Genomic DNA, 18,880 nt, shown 5'->3' with positions numbered 1-18,880 from the left:
GCCTGCCCGGCGACCACCTTGTTCACGACAATCCCACCACGATTTGGATGTACTTACTACGACCCGGCCCACCACGGGCACGGAGAGCCAGCGTACCCGTACCGCCGTTTGCTCTAGCATCGCAGCATGTCTGGATCAGCCGGCCGCTCCGGCGCTTCGAAGCCGGGCCGCCGGCGGAGGCGCAGGCGGGGCAGGCGGCTGACCACGGTCGACGAAACCTCGGCCGGTGGACTCGTCGTCGACGCCGAACGGGCCAACGCCGCGCTGATCGGGCGGCTCGACAGGCACGGCAGACTGCTGTGGTCGCTGCCGAAGGGCCACATCGAGGACGGGGAAACGCATGAGCAGACGGCGGTGCGTGAGGTGAAGGAGGAGACCGGCATCTCCGCACAGGTCCTCGAGCCGCTCGGCACCATCGACTACTGGTTCGTGGCCGAGCGACGGCGGGTGCACAAGACGGTGCACCATTTCATCCTGGAATCCATCGGCGGCGAACTTTCGGACGAGGATGTCGAGGTGACCGAGGTCGCCTGGGTACCGCTCGCCGAGCTGGAGACCAAGCTCGCCTACTCCGACGAGCGCAAGCTGGTCCGCAAGGCCAAAGAACTCTTCGCGCAGCAACGCACAGACCGCCGAGGGAGCACCTGAGTGAAGCGGCTTGCCGCCACTGTCCTGTCGATCCTGTTCCTGGCCATGCCCGCGTTGTTCGGCGCGGTCGCGCAGGCACAGGAACAGCCCCGGCTGCGCGTGGACCTCGACCAGCTGAACCCCCGCGTGGTCACCACGACCTCGACCTCGCTCACCATCACCGGCCGCGTCACCAACATCGGTGACCGGCGGATCAGCAAACTCGGCGTGCGGTTGCAGCTGGGCACCCGGCTCCAGACCGAGCAGCAGATCAGCGACGTGCTCGGTGGCGGCAAGTTCAAGGACCTCTCGGCCACGGACTTCGTCGACCTCGCGCCGGACACCTTGGAGCCGGGGCAGAGCGCCGGGCTGAACCTGGCCGTCCCGCTCGGCCAGTCCTCGAAGCTGCAGTTCCCGCGGCCCGGGGTGTATCCGCTGCTGGTCAACGTCAACGGCACCCCGGACTTCGGCGGCCCGGAGCGGCTCGCGGCGGTCAGCCTGCTGATGCCGGTGCTCGGTGTTCCGGGCAAGCCGCCCGCGTCGCGTCCGCCGTCGGCGCCGTCGACCAGCCTGCTGTGGCCGATCGCGAACAGCACCGTGCACGTCGTCTCGTCCCCGCTCGGCGGCCCGCTGACCCTGTCCGACGAGCGGCTGGCCGGTGAGCTGGGCAGTGGCGGACGGCTGGACTCACTGGTCGCGGCGGCGCGCGCGGCGGAGGCCGACACGAAGGTCTCGTCGTCGTTGTGCCTGGCCATCGACCCCGATCTGGTCGCGACCGTGGACGCGATGACGCGCGGCTACCAGGTGGCCACCGGGAGCGGCCCCGTCCCCGGCAAGGGCGTCGACACCGCGAAGAACTGGCTAGGTCAGCTGAAGGCACTGGTCGCGGGCCGCTGCGTGGTCACCCTCCCGTTCGCCGACGCCGACCTCACCGCGCTGACGAAGGTCCGGGCGGGGGACGCCACCGACACCGCGCTGCTGACCAGTGGGATCGGCGGCGCGGCGACGATCAAGAACCTGCTCGGTATCCAGCCGCAGGACGGCGTGCTCTGGCCCGGCGGCGCCCTCGACTCGCAGACCGTCGAGGCGATCGGCAAGGCCGGCGTCAAAACGGTGCTGACCGACTCGGGCAAGCTCCAATCCGATTCGCCGCCCTCGGGTGTGGTCTCGATCGAAGGAACGGACCTGCGTGCGCAGCCGATCGACGCGCTGATCGCCTCCGCGCTGGACGGTTCGATGTCCACCCAGAACGGACTCGGCGCCATCGCGTTCCGGACCGGGCTCGGCGGGCAGACCGCGGGGCAGGAACGGACGCGGCTGCTGATCGCACCGCCGCGGCACTGGAACCAGACCACCCCCGAGCTCACCACGTTCCTGGGACGGATGGGCGACTTCTACGCCGCCGGTCTCGCCAAGTCGACGCCGCTGCCCGATCTGCTCGGCGAGAGCCCTTCCGGGACCGCGACGGTCAACTACGACCCGCAAGACCTCACGGCCGCGACCAGCGGTGAGGTCACCGCGAAGATGTCCCAGATCGACAACGAGACGCTGGGCCTGTCGTCGGCGATGACGATGGATGCGACCAAACGGGTGAATCCGGCCGACGTGATCGCCCCCGTCCGGCTCGCTCTCATCCGGGCCGCGTCCCTGTCGTGGAACGGCGCGGACGCCGGGGTCGTCACCGGCAACGCCCGCGGCGAACTCGAGGCGATCCGCAGCCAGGTCACCGTGGAGCGGCCGAAGCAGACGATCGCGCTGGCCTCCGGCGCGTCGCCGCTGCCGGCGTACATCACCAACGGCCTGCCGGTCGGCGTCAACGTCCGCACCGTGCTGAAGAACAACGTGGGCCTGCGCCCGACCGAAGCGGTCCCGGAGCGGACCGTGCCGGCCTACGGCGCCGTCAACCAGCTGATCCCGGTCGAGGCGCTGCGAGCGGGCCGGTTCAGCGTCGACGTCACCCTGACCACGCCGGACGGGACCAGACTCGGCTCGGACGCGCGGTTCGAGCTGACCTCGACGGAGTACGGCGCGATCACCATCATCATCACGCTGACCGCGGCGGGCGCGCTGCTGCTGCTCTCGTCCCGTCGGATCTACCGGAGGATCAAGGACGCCCGGGCCGATCGGGCGAGCGAAACCACCCCACGTGTGACCGAGGACGCACAGGTTTAAGTGTTTCGGGCCGTTGCCGATTACCCTGGGTCGAACGATGCCACCGGGCATCAGGTAGTCGAGCACCGAGGATTGGGCGCACGTTGGAACGAGAGCCGGGTGTACCGCCCGAGCGTGCAGGCCGTCCCCGGCGCGAAGGTACGCCGCTACCGCCTCGCCGCACCGATGGCCCGGTACGCCGTCCGGAGCGTTCAGGACGCCCTGAACGCGGGGAACGCCGTCAGCCGCCTCCGCAGCTCCCGCCCGAACGCGGTGAGCGCCCGCGCCGGGCGGTGCCCCCGCCGCCCGTTCCTCCGCCTTCCGTGCCCCAACCTGCTCAGCAGCCCGTGGACGGCCGCCGTCCACGGGTCGTCGGTCGTCCCGACGACGAGACACGGCGGCTGAGGCCGCCCCAGAGTCCACCCCAGAATCCGCCGGCACCGAACCAGGCGCCGCCCAAGAAGGCCCCGAGGAAGGCGCCTCCGCCCGCGACACCGCCGTCGCAGTCGACGCCGCCTCCACCGACCCGTCGTCAGCCGGTCCCGCCACCCCAGGCACCCTCGCTGCCGCAGCCGCAACCACCTCAGAATCCGGCTCAGCGCCGTCCGCCGACGGCGCCGCAGGCGCTCAACCAGACGCCGCCTCCGCCTCATCGGGGGCGCCGTCAGCCGCCACCGGTCCGCCCGTGGCAGGTGGACCGGCGCGACGAACCCGACGCGACGCGGTTCATCCCGCGCACCCCTGGTGTCCCGATGGGATCGCGCTGGCCGGTCGCCGACCCCGACGTCCTCCGCCCGTACGACCAGCTCGCCACGCAGGTCATGCCGGCGATCAAGGACGCGCCGCTGGTCAAACCGCGGCCGGGGGAGACCGGTGAGCAGGACGTCGCCGCCCCGGCGAAGGCGCCGTCGATCGCGAAGTCCAGCGGCCGGATGGCGATCGCCTCGCTGATCAGCCGCATCACCGGCTTCGCGTGGAAGCTGCTGCTGGTCGCGGCGATCGGCGCCAAGGTCGAGAACGACTCGTTCAACGTCGCCAACACGATGCCGAACATCATCTTCGAACTGCTGATGGGCGGTGTGCTCTCCAGTCTCGTGGTCCCGCTGCTCGTGCGGTCGCAGGACGACAAGGACGGCGGCGAGGCCTACACGCAGCGGCTGGTCACGGTGGCGGGCACGCTGCTCGTCGGCGGGACGGTCATCGCCGTCCTCGCGGCGCCGCTGATCACCAAGCTCTACGTCGACGACAAGGGCCAGGCGAATCCGGAACTGGTCACCGCCTTCGCGTACCTGCTGCTGCCGCAGATCTTCTTCTACGGCGTGTTCGCGCTGCTCTCGGCGATCCTGAACGCGAAGCACGTCTTCGGCCCGACAGCCTGGGCACCGGTGATCAACAACCTGGTCGTCATCTTCACGATCCTCGTGGTCTGGATCATGCCGGGGAACATCTCGACCGACCCGGTGTCGATCACCGACCCGAAGCTGCTGACGCTCGGCCTCGGGGTGACCGCGGGCATCGTGGCGCAGTCGGTGCTGCTGATCCCGCCGCTGCTGCGGTCCGGGTTCAAGTTCAAATGGCGCTGGGGCATCGACAAGCGCATGAAGGAGTTCGGCGGGCTCGCCCTGTGGACCGTCGGCTACGTCGCGGTCAGCCAGGTGGGCTACACGATCACCACCCGGGTGCTGACCAGCGGTTCGGAAGGCGGGGTGACCGCGTACAGCAACGCGTGGCTGCTCTTCCAGCTGCCGTACGGCGTCATCGGGGTCTCGCTGCTGACCGCGATCATGCCGAGGATGAGCCGCGCGGCCGCCGACGGCGACCACAAGAAGCTGATCGGCGACCTCTCCTACGCGTCCCGCCTCTCGACGGTGACGCTCCTGCCGATCTCCGCGGTCATGACCGTCGTCGGCGGTTCCGTCGGCATCGCGCTGTTCACCTTGGGCAAGGGCACGGTCGAGAACGCGTCGCGGATGGGCGAGGCGCTGGCCATCTCCGCGTTCGCGCTGCTGCCGTACGCGCTGGTCATGCTGCAGATGCGGGTGTTCTACTCGATGAAGGACGCGCGGACGCCGGTACTGATCATGATCGTGATGACCGTGGTGAAGGTGCCGCTGCTCTACCTGTGCCCCGCGCTGCTGTCGCCGGACAACATCGTGCTCGGCGTGATGATGGTCAACGGGCTCACGTTCGTCGTCGGCGCCATCCTCGGCCAGGTTTGGCTGTGGGTGACCCTCGGAAACCTCCGGAGCAAGCGAGTTCTCGGGGTGATCCTCTTCACGGTCGTCGCGAGTGTGCTCGGGGTCGGCGCGGCCTGGCTCGCCGGGCAGATCGTCCCTGACTCGTTCGGGCCTACTTTCCATGCCTGGGTGAAACTTCTCCTGCAGACGGTGGTCGGGATCGTCGTGTCGTTCGGCGTGCTCATGGCCCTGAAGGTCGAGGAATTGAAGCCCGCCACGGCCAGGATCACCCGGTTGATCAAGCGCGGGTAACGATTCACGCACGGATGGCGCGCGTTCACGCGTCGTATTCTGGGTACTCTCGGGTGGGAGCTACGCGGGAGAGTGCGGTGGATACGAGACGGAGCGAACAGGCAGGGGAGGCGAGCCAGGTGGGCATCCGGGCCCAAAGCGGGTCGCTGGCCCCTGGCCGGGTCGTCGGTGACGGCCGGTATCGCTTGCTCGCACAGTTCGGGGTGGACGAACGAGCCGCCGCGCACCTTTGGCGTGCCCGCGACGGGCAGCTGAAGCGGGATGTCGCGCTGACGCTGCTGGTCGGCGACCCGGCGGACGCGGAAGCCGCGAGGCTGGCGCGCCGGACGCTGGAGCGCGCCGCGCACGCCTCGAAGTTCGGTCATGGCGGGGTCGCCCGCGTCCTCGACGTGCTCAGCCTCGGCAGCGGCGTCACTTCGAGCGAAGGTCTGCTCGGTGTCGTCGTCGCGGAATGGACGAAGGGCAGCGACCTGATCGACCTGGTGGCCCAGCGTCCGGTGGCGCCCGCCGCGGCGGCCCGGATGGTGCAGGCGCTGGCGGAAGCCGTCGACCACGCCCATCAGAACGGTCTCGTCCTCGGCCTCGACCACCCGCAGCGGTTGCGGCTCACCCCGGACGGCGCGTTGAAGCTTGCCTTCCCCGGCCCACTTCCCGAAGCGACCCTTCGCGACGACGTCAAGGCGCTCGGCGCGGTCCTCTACCTGCTTCTGACCGGCCGCTGGGCCCTGCCCGGCGGTCCCGCCGCGATCCCGGCCGCACCGCATTCGCCGAACGGGCGGGTCATCCCGCCGCGCTCGCTGGTCGCGACAGTCCCGGTCGAGCTGTCCTCACTCGCCGTCCGCACCATCGAGGACGGCGGCCACGGCGGCATCCGCACCAGCGCGGCCATCCTGCGCGTGCTGGACCAGGTCGCCGAAGCCGAGGAACGCACCCAGCTGATCAAAGCCGTCGGCGAAGACGAAGCGGTCGCCGAACCGGACGGCACGGTCTGGACGACGAAGAAGCCGGTCAAGGACGTCGCGCGGCGCAAGAAGCTCGCGTTCGGCGTGACCGTGCTGGTCGTCGCGACCGTGGTCATCCTCGCCTGGGGCGGGATGATGCTGATCAACCTGTTCCAAGGCGAATCGAAATCCAGCGGTCCGCAGATCAACGTCGCCGCGTCCCCGTCTTCGCAGGTCGCCCCGCCCTCGGGTGAGCAACCCCCGCCCGGTCAGCCGACGACGCCCGCGCCTCCCGGCGTGGGCGCGGCGGTGCAGCCCTCCGCGGTCGCCGTGTTCAACCCGGGCAGCAAGGGCGACAGCCCCGGCCGCGCCAAGAACACCACCGACGGCGACGCGGGCACGGGGTGGAAGACCGACGAGTACGACAAGCAGTTCCCGGTGCTCAAGGACGGCGTCGGGCTGATCATGACCTTCAAGGATCCGGTCAACCTCAGCCAGCTCAAGATCGACGCGGGAAGCCCCGGCTCGAAGGTCGAGATCCGCTCCGCCGACAAGAAGAACCCCAAGCTCGACGAGACGAAGGTCGTCGGCAGCGGGGAACTCGCGGCGGGCGAATCGACCATCGCGTTGCAGCAGCCCCAGCAGGCTCAGTACTTCATCATCTGGATCACTCAGCTGGGTGAGAATGACAAAGGCAAGTTCGTCACCGAAATCAAAGAGCTGACGTTCCTGCCTGCGGGGTGACGCGTGGCACGGAGTCAGTAGGCTCTCCCGGGTGACAGCTGCAGCTCCCACGGACGCGGATCTCATAGCGGCGCATGCCGCCGGGGATCCGCACGCGTTCAGTGAACTGGTCCAGCGACATCGAGACCGCATGTGGGCGGTGGCCCTGCGCACCGTGCGGGATCCGGAAGAAGCCGCGGACGCCCTGCAGGACGCCTTCATCTCCGCGTTCCGCGCAGCGGGCAATTTCCGCGCGGAATCGCAGGTCACGACGTGGTTGCACCGCATCGTCGTGAACGCGTGCCTCGACCGCATCCGGCGGGGCAAGGCCAGACCGACCGTCCCGCTGCCCGAGACCGGGCAGTTCAACGAGCCCGCCTCGCCACGCGACTCGATGTCCGAGCGCGAGACCAGCCTCATGGTGAAGGAAGCCCTCGACCAGCTTCCCGAAGAGCAACGTGCCCCGATCGTGTTGGTCGACGTCGAGGGATACTCCGTCGCTGAGACGGCGAAGATGCTCGGTATCGCGGAGGGCACGGTCAAGAGCAGGTGTGCCCGAGGTCGCGGAAAGCTCGCGAAGGTTCTCGGACATCTGCGGAACCCCGATGCGATTGCGAACGTCCCAACTCACGAAAGCAAACGAGAGCGCGCTACCCCGCAACGGGGTGCCAGGCGTCCTCAGGGCACGCCGGGTGACGGGGAGGGACGATGACAGACGAGAGCAGGGGGATCGGTGGGACCGTCGGTCCGCCGTGGTCTGTCGATGTGCTCGCCGACCTGCACGCAGGTGTGCTGGACGAGCGGGAGGCGGCCGAGCTGTGGCCGCTGGTGAACGCCGACCCCGAAGCACTGGCGATCATCGAAGCACTTGAAGCGACCACGGCCGACCTCGCGGAACTCGCGAACGAGCCGGTCGCGCCCATGCCCGCGGAGTTCGCGGCCCGGCTCGACGCGGCGCTGGCCGCCGAGATGCGGGCGTCGCCTGCGTTTCAAGGCGCACCTCAAGGGCCGCAGGCGCCGGTCGCCCCGGTGGTGGACCTCGCGGCCGCACGGCGGAAGCGGAACAAGCGGATCGGCTGGGGCGCCGGGATAGCGACCGTGGCCGCGGCGGCCATCGCCGCCGTCGCGATCGTCGTGCCCACCACCCAGCAGACGACTCCGGGCGGCGTCGCGCAGCCCCCGCCCGCACCCACCGGCCCTTCGGTCGGCGGAGACGGCGGCGGAGCGGAAGCCCTCGTCGGAAAGGCGGTCGGCGTCCGTGACTTCGGCTCGCTGAAGACCGAAGAACGGCTCGACGCCTGTGTCGCGGCCGCCGGACTGGACCCCGACGTGCGCCCGGAAGGCATCCGGCCGGTGAACGTGGCGGGCAAGGACGGCGTGATGGTGATCTACACCACAGGCAAACTCGCCCAGTTCCGCATCGTCGCGTTCGGCGCCGACTGCGGCCCGGGCAACCCGGCGATCCTCTTCGACAAGATCATCGGACAGAAGTAGCGGTTCAAGCGATAGCAAAGGTCCCTTGCTTCCCCTCCGGACATCGGCAGGGGGAGCAAGGGACCTTTGCTGTCGCCGTCGCAAGGCGGGAGAAGTAGCGCCGGTCACCCTGGGAACACCGGCCCCTACGATCGTGTTGAGCCTGGTGAACAGGTCACTACGAGCGGAGGTCACGGGTGGCTGCCGAGGAGATCAGGAACCTGATCGTCATTGGATCTGGTCCTGCGGGATACACCGCCGCTGTCTACGCGGCACGAGCGCAGCTCGAACCATTGGTGTTCGAGGGCACTCAGTTCGGCGGTGCGTTGATGACGACGACGGAGGTCGAGAACTTCCCCGGCTTCCGCGAAGGCATCCAGGGCCCCGACCTCATGGAAGAGATGCGCGAGCAGGCCAAGCGTTTCGGCGCCGACCTGCGGCAGGAGGACGTCGAGTCCGTCGAGCTGACCGGTGACGTCAAGTACGTCTTCGCGAACGGCAAGCGCTACGCGGCCCGCGCGGTCGTGCTTTCGATGGGCGCCGCGGCCCGCTATCTGAACGTCCCGGGTGAGCAGGAACTGCTCGGCCGCGGTGTTTCGGCCTGTGCCACCTGCGATGGTTTCTTCTTCCGCGACCACGACATCGTGGTCGCCGGCGGCGGCGACTCCGCGATGGAGGAGGCGACCTTCCTGACGAAGTTCGCCAAGTCCGTCACGATCGTCCACCGCCGCGAGGAGTTCCGTGCCTCCAAGATCATGCTGGAGCGCGCCCGCGAGAACGAGAAGATCAAGTGGGCGCTCAACAAGCAGATCACCGAGGTCGAGGGGGACGGCAAGGTCGAGGGCCTGAAGCTCAAGGACACGGTGACCGGCGAGGAGTCGAAGCTGGAGGTGACCGGTTTCTTCGTCGCGATCGGCCACGACCCGCGCAGCGAGCTGGTGCGCGGTCAGGTGGACCTCGACGAGGACGGTTACGTGCTCACCAAGGGCCGGACCTCGTACACGAACCTGCCCGGCGTCTTCGCGGCCGGCGACCTGGTCGACCGGACCTACCGGCAGGCGATCACCGCCGCGGGTTCGGGCTGCGCCGCCGCGATCGACGCGGAACGATGGCTGGCGGAACACGCCGGTGTCGAGGCCGCGCAGGAAACCCCCGAGCTGGTCGGCGGCGGCTACGGCGCCTCCGCCAACTGACTCCACAAGCACCCCGTTCACCACCCAGAGGAGACACCATGAGCAACACCGTGAAGGTGACCGACAAGTCGTTCGTCGACGACGTGCTGACGAGTGAGAAGCCCGTCCTGGTCGACTTCTGGGCGACATGGTGCGGCCCGTGCAAGATGGTCGCCCCGGTGCTCGACGAGATCGCGGCGGAGCACGGCGAAAAGCTGACCATCGCGAAGCTCGACATCGACGCCAATCCGAACACTGCGCGTGACTACCAGGTGATGTCGATCCCGACGCTGATCCTGTTCCAGGGCGGCAAGCCGGTGAAGCAGATCGTCGGCGCCAAGCCGAAGGCCGCGCTGCTCTCGGACCTCGCCGACGTCCTCTGATCTCGCGTTTCACCTGCCGAAACCCGGAGCCTGCCCAGGCTCCGGGTTTCGTCGTTACGTGGAGCGGGTAGTCCAGGTCGTCACGACAACATGATCATGGGGCTCGATCGGGTTTCCCGAACGGGGAGTTGACGCACCGACCGGGCCTCCGCGCTCACCGAGAGTTCACAGGGCACAATAGAGCACCGGGGTTCGCCCCGCAGAGTTTTCACGTCGTGCATCGAGCTCGATTCGGTGCCCCAAGGGAAGAGCGAGGAGTGCATGCGGGTACTCCGCCGCGGTGACGCCGGGCCGGACGTCGCCGAGATCAGGTCCACGCTTGCGGCGATGGATCTGCTCCCGCCGGTGACCGAATCCGGGGAGTACGAGGTCTTCGACACGCCGATGGAACACGCCGTGCGGGCGTTCCAGCAGCGTCGTGGACTGATCACCGACGGCCTGGTGGGCCCGGCGACCTACCAAGCACTCCGTGGCGCCAGCTTCCACCTGGGGAGCAGGCCGCTGGCCTACATGTTCGCGGCGCCGGTGCACGGCGACGACGTGTTCGCCCTCCAGGAGCGGCTGACCGAGCTCGGCTTCGACGCCGGCCGCCCGGACGGGCATTTCGGCGCGCAGACCGAACGCGCGCTCAAAACCTTCCAGCGGGACATGCGCCTGGTCGCCGACGGCATCTGCGGTCCGGCCACCATTCGCGAGCTGCACCGGCTTTCTTCACCGCGGGCCCGCGGTGGCCGCCCGGTCTTCCTGCGTGAGCAGGAGCAGGTGCGCCAGGCGGGCCCCCGGCTGCGCGGCAAGCGCATCGTGATCGACCCGGGGCACGGTGGCGAAGACCTCGGCGTCGTCGCCGGCGGCCTGCGTGAAGCGGACCTCGCCTGGGACCTGGCGCGACGGCTCGAAGGCCGGATGAAGGCCACGGGTATGGAGGCGCTGATCTCGCGCGGCCCGAACCAGAGCCCCAGCGAGGGTGAACGCGCGAAGTTCGCCAACGAGGCGGGCGCCGACCTGTTCCTTTCGCTGCACAACGACCAGAACCCCTCGCCCAAGGCGCAGGGGGTGGCGAGCTTCCACTTCGGCACCGGCAACGGCACCACCTCGACCGTCGGTGAGCTGCTGGCGGGCTTCATCCAGCGTGAGCTGGCCGTCCGGACGGGCATGCTCGACTGCCGCACGCACTACAAGACCTGGGAGATCTTCACCCGTACCCGCTGCCCGGCGGTGCGGATCGAGATCGGTTACCTGACCAACCCGGAGGACAGCCGCAAACTCGCCGACCCGGCCTTCCGCGACGTCGTCGCCGAAGGCATCCTGGTCGCCGTGAAGCGCCTCTACCTCCTCGGTGAAGGGGACCAGCCGACCGGCACGTTCACCTTCGCCGACGTCCTGGCCCACGAACTCGCCAAAGCGGAGTAGTCAGTCCTCCACACCCGCACGCGGGCGCACATCCCCCTGCCGACGCTCTCGGCACAACCGGTTGTGTGCCCTCTCCCCGGACCACGCCACCCCTAGCCCCACACGGTGCGCAGCCCCCGCCCTTCCCGGGGGGCGTCCCCAGGTCCAGCCTACCCATCCACAGATTCTCCACCGCTCCTATCAGGGATCTGTGGATAACTCGGCGGGTTACCCACAGCTGTCCCCAGGGTGGGGGATGGCCGCTGCGCGTACCTGAAAGCTCTGCTAGAGGGCTCGGCATCGTGCAATGAAGGGGCCTTTCATTGCAAATTTCGCAATGAAGGACGCTTTCATTGCGACCGGACTCGAGCCTCCGGGAGCGCGAAGCTCAGGCGCGACCCATGCTCGGCTCGGCGGTGGTGATGGAGACCTGGCCGAGCAGCCGTTCGAGGGCCGCCTCCACGTCTTCCTTCCACGAGATCGCCGACCGGAGTTCCAGTCGCAGCCGCGGCCACCGTGGATGCGGCCGCACGGTCTTGAACCCGACGCTCTGCAGGAACGCGGCAGGCAACACGCAACTGTGTCCGCCGTCCGGATCGGTCTCCTCGGGCTTGGCGTCACCGAAGGCCTCGATCGCGCGGACGCCGCGTTTCGTCAAATCCTTCGCGACAGCCTGCACCAGCATCCGGCCGAGTCCACCGCCCTGGAATTCGGGCAGGATCTGGAAGGCGGTCAGCAGGACAGCGTCCGGTCCGGGGGGTGAAGTCGGGAAGGCCAACGAACGCGGCACGGCGTTCGGCGGCGCGTAAAGCACGAAGCCGACGGGCAAGGTGTCGCTGTAGACGATCCGGCCACAGGAACCCCACTCCAGCAGCACGCTGGAGACCCAGGCTTCCTTTTCGACCTCTGTGGCGCCGTATTCCTCGGCCTGCGCCTTCAAGTGCGGCGCCAGCTCCCAGTAAACGCAGCGACGACAGCTCTTGGGCAGATGTTCGAGGTTGTCCAGGGTTACGCCCACGACGCGACGTGACACCGACAAACCTCCCTGAACGACGACACCCGACTCAGCCCTGTCCCGAGCACGGCTCGCTGAAGGGGTCCAGACCGAGGATAGGCCGATGTGATGAACACCGGAAGGCCAGGGCCCCACAAGGGAGGGTGGTTACACTCGATGGAACTACCAGTCGGTAGCGACTATGTCCACTTCGAAGCACGGGTGAAGCGCCTGATGACCGAGAACCGTCCTGTCCGGCCACAGGCCGGCCGACACAACCTCGACCCGCATCTCGACCGCTACGCCGCGCGTACGGCCGGGATGACTGCTTCCGAGATCAGGGCTTTGTTCGCGGTCGCCAGTCGCCCCGAGGTGGTTTCACTCGCCGGTGGCATGCCGAACCTCGCCGCTCTCCCGCTGGACACCTTGTCCGCGCAGGTCGGCGAACTCATCGCCGAAGAAGGATTGGTCGCGCTTCAATACGGCTCCGCGCACGGCGTCCCGGCGCTGCGCGAACAGATCTGCGAGGTCATGGCCGTCGAGGGCATCAAGGCCCACCCGGACGACGTCGTCGTGACCGTCGGCTCCCAGATGGGCCTCGACATGGTCACCCGGTTGTTCTGCGACCCGGGCGATGTCGTCATCGCCGAAGGGCCTTCGTACGTGGGCGCGCTCGGCTCATTCGCCGCGTACCAGGCGGACGTCGTCCACGTCGCGATGGACGACCACGGTCTGGTCCCCGAAGGGCTGCGCGCCGCGCTCGCGGAAACGAAGAAGTCGGGCCGGCGGGTCAAATTCCTCTACACGATCCCGAATTTCCACAACCCCGGCGGCGTCACGCTGGCCGTCGAGCGCCGCGCCGAGATCGTGGAGATCTGCCGCGAGCACGACATCCTCATCGTCGAAGACAATCCGTACGGCCTGCTTGGCTTCAGCGGCCAAACGTACCCGTCGCTTCGCTCGATCGACCCCGACAACGTCGTGTACCTGGGCTCGTTCTCGAAGACCTTCGCCTCCGGCCTGCGGGTCGGCTGGGTGCTCGCACCGCACGCCGTCCGGGAGAAACTGGTGCTCGCGGCCGAGTCCGCGACCCTTTGTCCGCCGACGCTTAACCAGTTGATCGTGTCGCGATACCTCTCGACCCACGACTGGATGGGTCAGATCAAGACCTTCCGCGAAAACTACCGGGAGCGCCGGGACGCGATCCTGTCCGCGCTCGATCAGCATATGCCGGACGGCTGCACCTGGACCAAACCCGACGGCGGCTTCTACGTCTGGATGACCGTCCCCGAAGGCGTCGACACGAAGGCGATGCTTCCCAGAGCCGTCACCGCCCGGGTTGCCTACGCCTCGGGAACCGGTTTCTATGCCGACGGTTTCGGCAGCAGACAGCTCCGTCTTTCCTATTGCTACCCGACGCCCGAGCGGATCCGCGAAGGCGTCCGGCGGCTCGCCGCGGTGCTCGAGTCCGAAATGGACCTTGCGCGTACCTTCGGTAACGTGAGCCCACGCTCGATCTCGGGGCCGCAGAACCCCTCTCCGGACACGGTCTGATCGACCGGGCGTCCCATAGACACAAAGGAGTCCTCGGTGGTCGATCGCACCGTTGCCGTGCTCGCAGGCGGACTTTCCCACGAACGCGATGTCTCTCTCCGCTCCGGACGTCGGCTTTCCGCCGCGTTGCGGGAGGAGGGTCTCCTCGTCGAAGAGTGGGACACCGACGCGAGCCTGCTCGAACGTCTTCGCACCCAGCGGCCCGACGCGGCCGTCGTCGCCCTTCACGGTGGTGAAGGAGAGAACGGCTCGGTGCAGACGGTGCTCGAGATGCTGGACGTGCCGTACGTCGGCACCAGTTCGCAGGGCTGCCGCCGCGCGTGGGACAAGCCGACGGCCAAGGCACTGGTCGCCAATTCGGGCTTCACGACGCCGGACTGGGTCGTGCTGCCGCACAGCATCTTCCGCGAACTCGGCGCACAGGCCGTACTGGACGCGATGGTCGACAAGCTGGGCCTGCCCCTGATCCTCAAGCCCCACCAGGGTGGTTCGGCCTTGGGCACCCAGGTCGTCAAGGAGGCCGCGGACCTACCCGCGGCGATGGTCGGCTGCTTCGCGTACGGCGACACCGTTCTCGCCGAAAAGTACATAGACGGCGTTGAGGTGGCCGTGACGGTCATCGAAGGCGAAGGGGGTCCTGAGACCCTGCCCGCTGTCGAGATCGTTCCGGAAAGCGGCGTGTACGACTACACCGCTCGCTACACCGCCGGGCTGACCGATTTCTTCACTCCCGCGCGGATCTCCGACGACGCCGCCAAGGCGGTCAGCGAACTGGCCGTCGCCGCGCACCGGCAACTCGGCCTTCGCGACATCTCGCGGACCGACGCGATGGTCGCCGAGGACGGCACGGTCTACTTCCTCGCGGTGAACCTGTCGCCGGGCCTCACCGAGACGTCGACGGTGCCGATGGCGATCGAGGCCGGCGGCGCCACGCTCGGCTCGGTCTTCGCCGACCTCGTCGGACGAGCGGTTTCCCGCAAGAGCTGATCCGGAGTTCACGAAGGGGACTTGCCCGAACGGGCGAGTCCCCTTTTTTTCAGTTCCGCGCTACCGCCACGACCTGATAGTCGTCCTCGTAGATGACCATCCCGGGGTCCGCCGACCGGACGGTCTCGCACGGAACGCCGTGCGCTTTCAGGATCGCGAGGTAGCCGTCGACCGGCTCGATGAAGACGCGAGCCGTCGCTTTGAACCACGCTGCGGCGCCGGGATTCACCGCCGCGTCATACACGATCGGATCGCTGTGTGCCGGGTTGATGAAGTTCGCGTCGTACCAGTCGTTGGTCGCCCGACGAAAAGCCTCTTGCTCGACGGTGAGCCGACCGGTTCGGGCGAGCCCGTTGACGAGACCGAAGACGCCGGTGAAGTTTCCTCGCCTGTCGCGGGTTGGGCTCTGAAAGCGAACGAAGGGAAGCTCGCTCACCCACTCCTCATCGATCCGTTTCACGGGAAACATTTCCAACACTTAGCGTGACTCTATTCTCATCGCTCCGCAATCGTCACCGTGACAAAATGGCCTGGGGTGATCCCTAATCGGTTTTCGGTGTCTGATTTGCCTGATTTTGATCCATCAGCGCGACGATGCGTTCAAGATCGTCAACCGACCCGAATTCGAGGGTGATCCGGCCCTTCCGGCGGCCGAGGTCGACCTTCACCCGGGTGTCGAACCGGTCCGAAAGCCGGTTCGCGAGTTCCTGGAGACCTGGCGCCTGGATCGCCTTGCGGGGAGCGGGCTTCGGCTTGGCAGGTTTCTCGCTCTTCTTGAGCGTGACGGCTTCCTCGGTCGCCCGGACCGACATGCCCTCCGCGACGATCCGCGCGGCCAGCTCTTCCTGACTTTCGGCGTCCTCAAGGGAGAGCAGCGCCCGCGCGTGCCCGGCCGAAAGTACCCCGGCGGCGACCCTTCGCTGGACCGCGAGGGGGAGTTTCAGCAAGCGGATCGTGTTCGTGATGACCGGGCGGCTACGGCCGATCCGGCCGGCCAGCTCCTCGTGCGTGACCGCGAACTCGTCGAGCAGCTGCTGATACGCGGCCGCCTCTTCGAGCGGGTTGAGCTGAACGCGGTGGATGTTCTCGAGCAGCGCGTCGCGCAGCATCGCCTCGTCGGCGGTCTGGCGGACGATCGCCGGGATCGCCTCCAGCTCCGCCAGCTGAGACGCGCGCAGCCGCCGCTCGCCCATGACGAGCTCGTACTCGTCGGGTCCGAGCTCCCGGACCACGATGGGCTGCATGAGCCCGAAAGCCCGGATCGAATGCTCGAGCTCGTTGAGCGCCTCTTCGTCGAAGACCTGCCGCGGCTGCTTCGGGTTCGGCTTGATCTGGCTGACCGGCACCTCGCGGTAGACCGCTCCGGCCACCGCGCCGCCGTGCGAACCGGCCGCGCCGTTGGCCGCGAACCAACCTTTGTCGTCCGGCCCGGTCGGTCCGGACGGTGGAGCGGGAACCGCGGTGGAACCGTTCTCGGCCGGGGCCGCAGAGCCCGGTGGCGGACCGGTGGGGATCAGGGCGGCGAGCCCGCGCCCGAGCCCCCCTCTGCGCTCACTCATGCCGTACCGCTCCTTTCTTTCATCTCCGCCCCACGCTGGGCGATCTCCTTCGCCGCGTCCACGTAGCTCATCGCGCCCCGTGAACCCGGGTCGTACGCAAGGACCGTCTGCCCGTACCCGGGCGCCTCGGACACCTTCACACTGCGCGGGATCACCGTCTTGAGGACAGTGTCCCCGAAGTGGTTCCGGACCTCGTTCGTCACCTGGTCGGCCAGCTTCGTCCGGCCGTCGTACATGGTGAGCAGGATCGTGGAAACACTGAGTTCGCGGTTCAGGTGCTTCTGGACGAGCTCGATGTTGCTCAGCAGCTGCCCCAGACCTTCGAGCGCGTAGTACTCGCATTGGATCGGGATCAGCACCTCCTGCGCGGCGACCATCGCGTTGACGGTCAGCAGACCGAGCGAGGGCGGGCAGTCGATGAAGACGTAGTCGACCCCGATCTCGTCGAGGATCTCGGAGGAGAGCGCCTCCTTGAGCCGCATCTCGCGGGACGCCATGGAGACGAGTTCGATCTCGGCGCCGGCGAGGTCGATGGTCGCGGGCACGCAGTAGAGGTTCGAAGACTGCTCACTCTGTGCCGCCGCTTCGGCGAGCGACACCTCACCGATCAGTACCTCGTAGATCGACGGCGTGCCGGAACGGTGGTCGATGTCGAGTGCCGTACTGGCGTTGCCTTGCGGGTCGAGGTCGATCACGAGCGTCTTGAGTCCGTGGACGGCCAGTGCGGCGGCGAGGTTCACCGTGCTCGTCGTCTTACCGACTCCGCCCTTCTGGTTGGCGACCGTCAGCACGCGCCGACGGGCGGGCCGGGGGAGCGCACCCTCCTTGGGGTGCAGCACGCTGGCGGCTCGGACGGCTTCCTCGGCGATGGGCGTCCAGCCGAGTTCGCGGCCAGTGCTCGCGGGGTCGGACGGTGGGGGAGTCACCGGTCTTGAACCTCCTCTGTAGTGGACGTTGAAGTCACTCTGCGTTGTTTCACGTGGAACCGGACTAGCTACGCCTACCGCGCGGCCGAGACGGTTTCGGAGGCAGGCGGTGAATCAAGACGACCGTGCTGGGGACCTCAAGCACCTTTGTGCCGCACTCGAAGACCTCCGGTTCGCCGCCGCCGGCCTTCCGGACGGCGACGCGATCGCGTTCGATTTCCTCTCCAGCGCTCGCTCCTTTGAGGGCGACCAGAGTGCCTTGGGAACGCACAAGCGGAAGGCACCAGTTCGCGAGCCGGGCCAATGGGGCGACCGCCCGGGCGGTGACGACATCCGCGCCACCGAGCTCCTCGCGCACCTGCCGCTCTTCCGCGCGCCCGCGGACAACGGTGATAGGGAGTTCGAGCTTCTCGGCGACCTCGGCCAGCCAGTCGACCCGGCGAGCCATCGGTTCGAGCAGAACGATATCGAGGTCCGGTCGGCTGATCGCGAGCGGTATACCCGGAAGCCCCGCGCCCGATCCGACATCGACCACGCGGGCGCCGTCGGGGATTCGTTCGCCGATCACGGCGGAATTCAGCACGTGTCGTTCCCAGAGCCGGTCGACTTCCCGGGGGCCGATGAGCCCGCGCTCGACGCCGTGGCGCTCCAGAAGTTCGACGTAGCCGACAGCTTGCTCAACGCGGTCTCCGAACACCTCCGTCGCCGCGCTCCGTACCGATGCGGCGACCCCGTCCAAGCCCACTCTTGCTCCTCAACCTCTACGCCGTTTCACGTGAAACGCGCTTCACTGATTGTCCATGACGCCGACCGCAAACCGGGGAGACAGTCCGAAGTTGTGGACAACTCCACTCGTCGTCGCGTTTCACGTGAAACGCGAAGCGGCCAATTCGGTCTGGAAACGACGAAGCGGCCCGCCGGATGACCGGCGGGCCGCTTCGCTCAAAGAGATCGTCAGGCGGGGAAGATGACGACCCGGCGCTTCGGGTCCTCTCCTTCGCTCTCACTCTTGACCCCGTCGACAGCGGCGACCGCGTCGTGCACGACCTTCCGCTCGAACGGGCTCATCGGCTGCAGCCGGACGCGCTCGCCGGAGGAGAGCACCGTCTCCGCGGTGGAGCGACCGAGCTCGCGGAGCTCCTCGCGGCGATCCGCGCGCCAGCCCGCGACGTCCAGCATGAGACGGCTCCGCGAACCGGTCTCCTGCTGGACCGCCAGCCGCGTCAGCTCCTGCAGTGCTTCGAGCACGGTGCCGCGCGGGCCGACCAGTTTCTCCAGATCCTCGCCACCGTCGATGCTGACGATGGCGCGACCCGCCTCGACATCGAGGTCGATGTCGCCGTCGTAGTCCAGAAGGTCGAGCAGCCGCTCGAGGTAGTCGCCGGCGATGTCGCCCTCCTTCACGAGGACGTCGTCGTCGACACCTCCCTTGCGCGGGGTCTCGTCAGCGACGTCCTCGGTCTCGGCCGCGCTGTTCTCCTCGGCGTCGATCGTGTCGATCGTCTCCGCCAT

18 protein-coding genes are annotated in these 18,880 nt (G+C 68.1%); 12 read left to right on the top strand and 6 right to left on the bottom strand.

Features of this window, described 5'->3' with window-relative positions:
• Positions 1–126 precede the first annotated feature (126 nt).
• The 10 genes from AVL48_RS14680 (at position 127) to AVL48_RS14635 (ending at position 11,369) form a co-directional block, all read left to right on the top strand.
• A complete protein-coding gene (locus AVL48_RS14680; protein ID WP_061981648.1) occupies positions 127–648 on the top strand; it encodes an NUDIX hydrolase in 522 nt (173 codons plus the stop codon).
• Positions 649–2,799: a DUF6049 family protein gene (locus tag AVL48_RS14675; RefSeq protein ID WP_061981647.1), complete on the top strand. Its 2,151-nt coding sequence runs from the start codon at positions 649–651 to the stop codon at positions 2,797–2,799.
• Positions 2,800–2,898: 99 nt separating this feature from the next.
• Entirely contained in the window at positions 2,899–3,183 is a 285-nt protein-coding gene (locus tag AVL48_RS14670) for a hypothetical protein (protein WP_061981646.1), read from the top strand.
• The gene (gene murJ / locus AVL48_RS14665) at positions 3,126–5,267 is read left to right on the top strand and encodes a murein biosynthesis integral membrane protein MurJ (protein WP_061981645.1); all 2,142 of its coding nucleotides are present in this window, start codon (positions 3,126–3,128) and stop codon (positions 5,265–5,267) included. Before AVL48_RS14670 ends, murJ begins: the two co-directional genes overlap by 58 nt.
• Positions 5,268–5,386: 119 nt before the next feature.
• Positions 5,387–6,952, top strand: a complete 1,566-nt coding sequence (locus AVL48_RS14660) for a protein kinase family protein (RefSeq protein ID WP_082857645.1) — start codon at positions 5,387–5,389, stop codon at positions 6,950–6,952.
• A gap of 31 nt (positions 6,953–6,983) precedes the next feature.
• On the top strand, positions 6,984–7,643 hold the full coding sequence (gene sigM / locus AVL48_RS14655) for an RNA polymerase sigma factor SigM (RefSeq protein ID WP_061981643.1): 660 nt from the start codon (positions 6,984–6,986) through the stop codon (positions 7,641–7,643).
• A complete protein-coding gene (locus AVL48_RS14650) occupies positions 7,640–8,425 on the top strand; it encodes a hypothetical protein (RefSeq protein ID WP_061981642.1) in 786 nt (261 codons plus the stop codon). The genes sigM and AVL48_RS14650 overlap by 4 nt, the downstream gene beginning before the upstream one ends.
• Before the next feature lie 176 nt (positions 8,426–8,601).
• The gene (gene trxB / locus AVL48_RS14645; RefSeq protein ID WP_061981641.1) at positions 8,602–9,597 is read left to right on the top strand and encodes a thioredoxin-disulfide reductase; all 996 of its coding nucleotides are present in this window, start codon (positions 8,602–8,604) and stop codon (positions 9,595–9,597) included.
• A gap of 38 nt (positions 9,598–9,635) precedes the next feature.
• Entirely contained in the window at positions 9,636–9,959 is a 324-nt protein-coding gene (trxA, locus tag AVL48_RS14640) for a thioredoxin (protein WP_061981640.1), read from the top strand.
• A gap of 261 nt (positions 9,960–10,220) precedes the next feature.
• Complete coding sequence (locus tag AVL48_RS14635) at positions 10,221–11,369, top strand: N-acetylmuramoyl-L-alanine amidase (RefSeq protein WP_061981639.1); 1,149 nt, start codon at positions 10,221–10,223, stop codon at positions 11,367–11,369.
• A 367-nt stretch (positions 11,370–11,736) separates the two neighbouring features.
• Here the strand turns inward: AVL48_RS14635 and AVL48_RS14630 are convergent, their stop codons facing one another.
• Positions 11,737–12,381 carry a GNAT family N-acetyltransferase gene (locus AVL48_RS14630; RefSeq protein ID WP_143104828.1) on the bottom strand — a complete coding sequence of 215 codons (645 nt, stop codon included), beginning with the start codon at positions 12,379–12,381 and terminating at the stop codon, positions 11,737–11,739.
• Between the two features lie 195 nt (positions 12,382–12,576).
• On the opposite strand from AVL48_RS14630, the gene AVL48_RS14625 reads away from it, so the two are divergent.
• Entirely contained in the window at positions 12,577–13,896 is a 1,320-nt protein-coding gene (locus tag AVL48_RS14625) for an aminotransferase-like domain-containing protein (protein WP_061981977.1), read from the top strand.
• 36 nt (positions 13,897–13,932) lie between these two features.
• A complete protein-coding gene (locus AVL48_RS14620) occupies positions 13,933–14,883 on the top strand; it encodes a D-alanine--D-alanine ligase family protein (RefSeq protein ID WP_061981637.1) in 951 nt (316 codons plus the stop codon).
• 49 nt (positions 14,884–14,932) lie between these two features.
• Here the strand turns inward: AVL48_RS14620 and AVL48_RS14615 are convergent, their stop codons facing one another.
• The 5 genes from AVL48_RS14615 to AVL48_RS14595 form a co-directional block, all read right to left on the bottom strand.
• Positions 14,933–15,319 (bottom strand): hypothetical protein, encoded by a 387-nt coding sequence (locus AVL48_RS14615; RefSeq protein WP_208616278.1) that lies wholly within the window; start codon positions 15,317–15,319, stop codon positions 14,933–14,935.
• Between the two features lie 106 nt (positions 15,320–15,425).
• Positions 15,426–16,442: a ParB/RepB/Spo0J family partition protein gene (locus tag AVL48_RS14610; protein WP_061981635.1), complete on the bottom strand. Its 1,017-nt coding sequence runs from the start codon at positions 16,440–16,442 to the stop codon at positions 15,426–15,428.
• Complete coding sequence (locus tag AVL48_RS14605) at positions 16,439–17,368, bottom strand: ParA family protein (protein WP_061981634.1); 930 nt, start codon at positions 17,366–17,368, stop codon at positions 16,439–16,441. The genes AVL48_RS14610 and AVL48_RS14605 overlap by 4 nt, the downstream gene beginning before the upstream one ends.
• A 64-nt stretch (positions 17,369–17,432) precedes the next feature.
• Positions 17,433–18,113 (bottom strand): 16S rRNA (guanine(527)-N(7))-methyltransferase RsmG, encoded by a 681-nt coding sequence (gene rsmG / locus AVL48_RS14600; protein ID WP_061981633.1) that lies wholly within the window; start codon positions 18,111–18,113, stop codon positions 17,433–17,435.
• A gap of 209 nt (positions 18,114–18,322) precedes the next feature.
• Positions 18,323–18,880: a Jag family protein gene (locus AVL48_RS14595; RefSeq protein ID WP_061981632.1), complete on the bottom strand. Its 558-nt coding sequence runs from the start codon at positions 18,878–18,880 to the stop codon at positions 18,323–18,325.

This window comes from Amycolatopsis regifaucium (assembly GCF_001613935.1).
GTDB classification, from domain to species: Bacteria; Actinomycetota; Actinomycetes; order Mycobacteriales; family Pseudonocardiaceae; genus Amycolatopsis; species Amycolatopsis regifaucium.
The sequence above is the reverse complement of the archived record's forward strand: the minus strand, read 5'-3'. Positions and strand labels throughout refer to the sequence as shown.

Coding starts and splice junctions, on each gene's coding strand:
- AVL48_RS14680 (WP_061981648.1), top strand. CDS start 127: ATGTCTGGATCAGCCGGCCGCTCCGGCGCTTCGAAGCCGGGCCGCCGG.
- AVL48_RS14650 (WP_061981642.1), top strand. CDS start 7,640: ATGACAGACGAGAGCAGGGGGATCGGTGGGACCGTCGGTCCGCCGTGG.
- trxA (WP_061981640.1), top strand. CDS start 9,636: ATGAGCAACACCGTGAAGGTGACCGACAAGTCGTTCGTCGACGACGTG.
- AVL48_RS14635 (WP_061981639.1), top strand. CDS start 10,221: ATGCGGGTACTCCGCCGCGGTGACGCCGGGCCGGACGTCGCCGAGATC.
- AVL48_RS14625 (WP_061981977.1), top strand. CDS start 12,577: ATGACCGAGAACCGTCCTGTCCGGCCACAGGCCGGCCGACACAACCTC.
- AVL48_RS14610 (WP_061981635.1), bottom strand. CDS start 16,442: ATGAGTGAGCGCAGAGGGGGGCTCGGGCGCGGGCTCGCCGCCCTGATC.
- AVL48_RS14595 (WP_061981632.1), bottom strand. CDS start 18,880: ATGGCGGAGACGATCGACACGATCGACGCCGAGGAGAACAGCGCGGCC.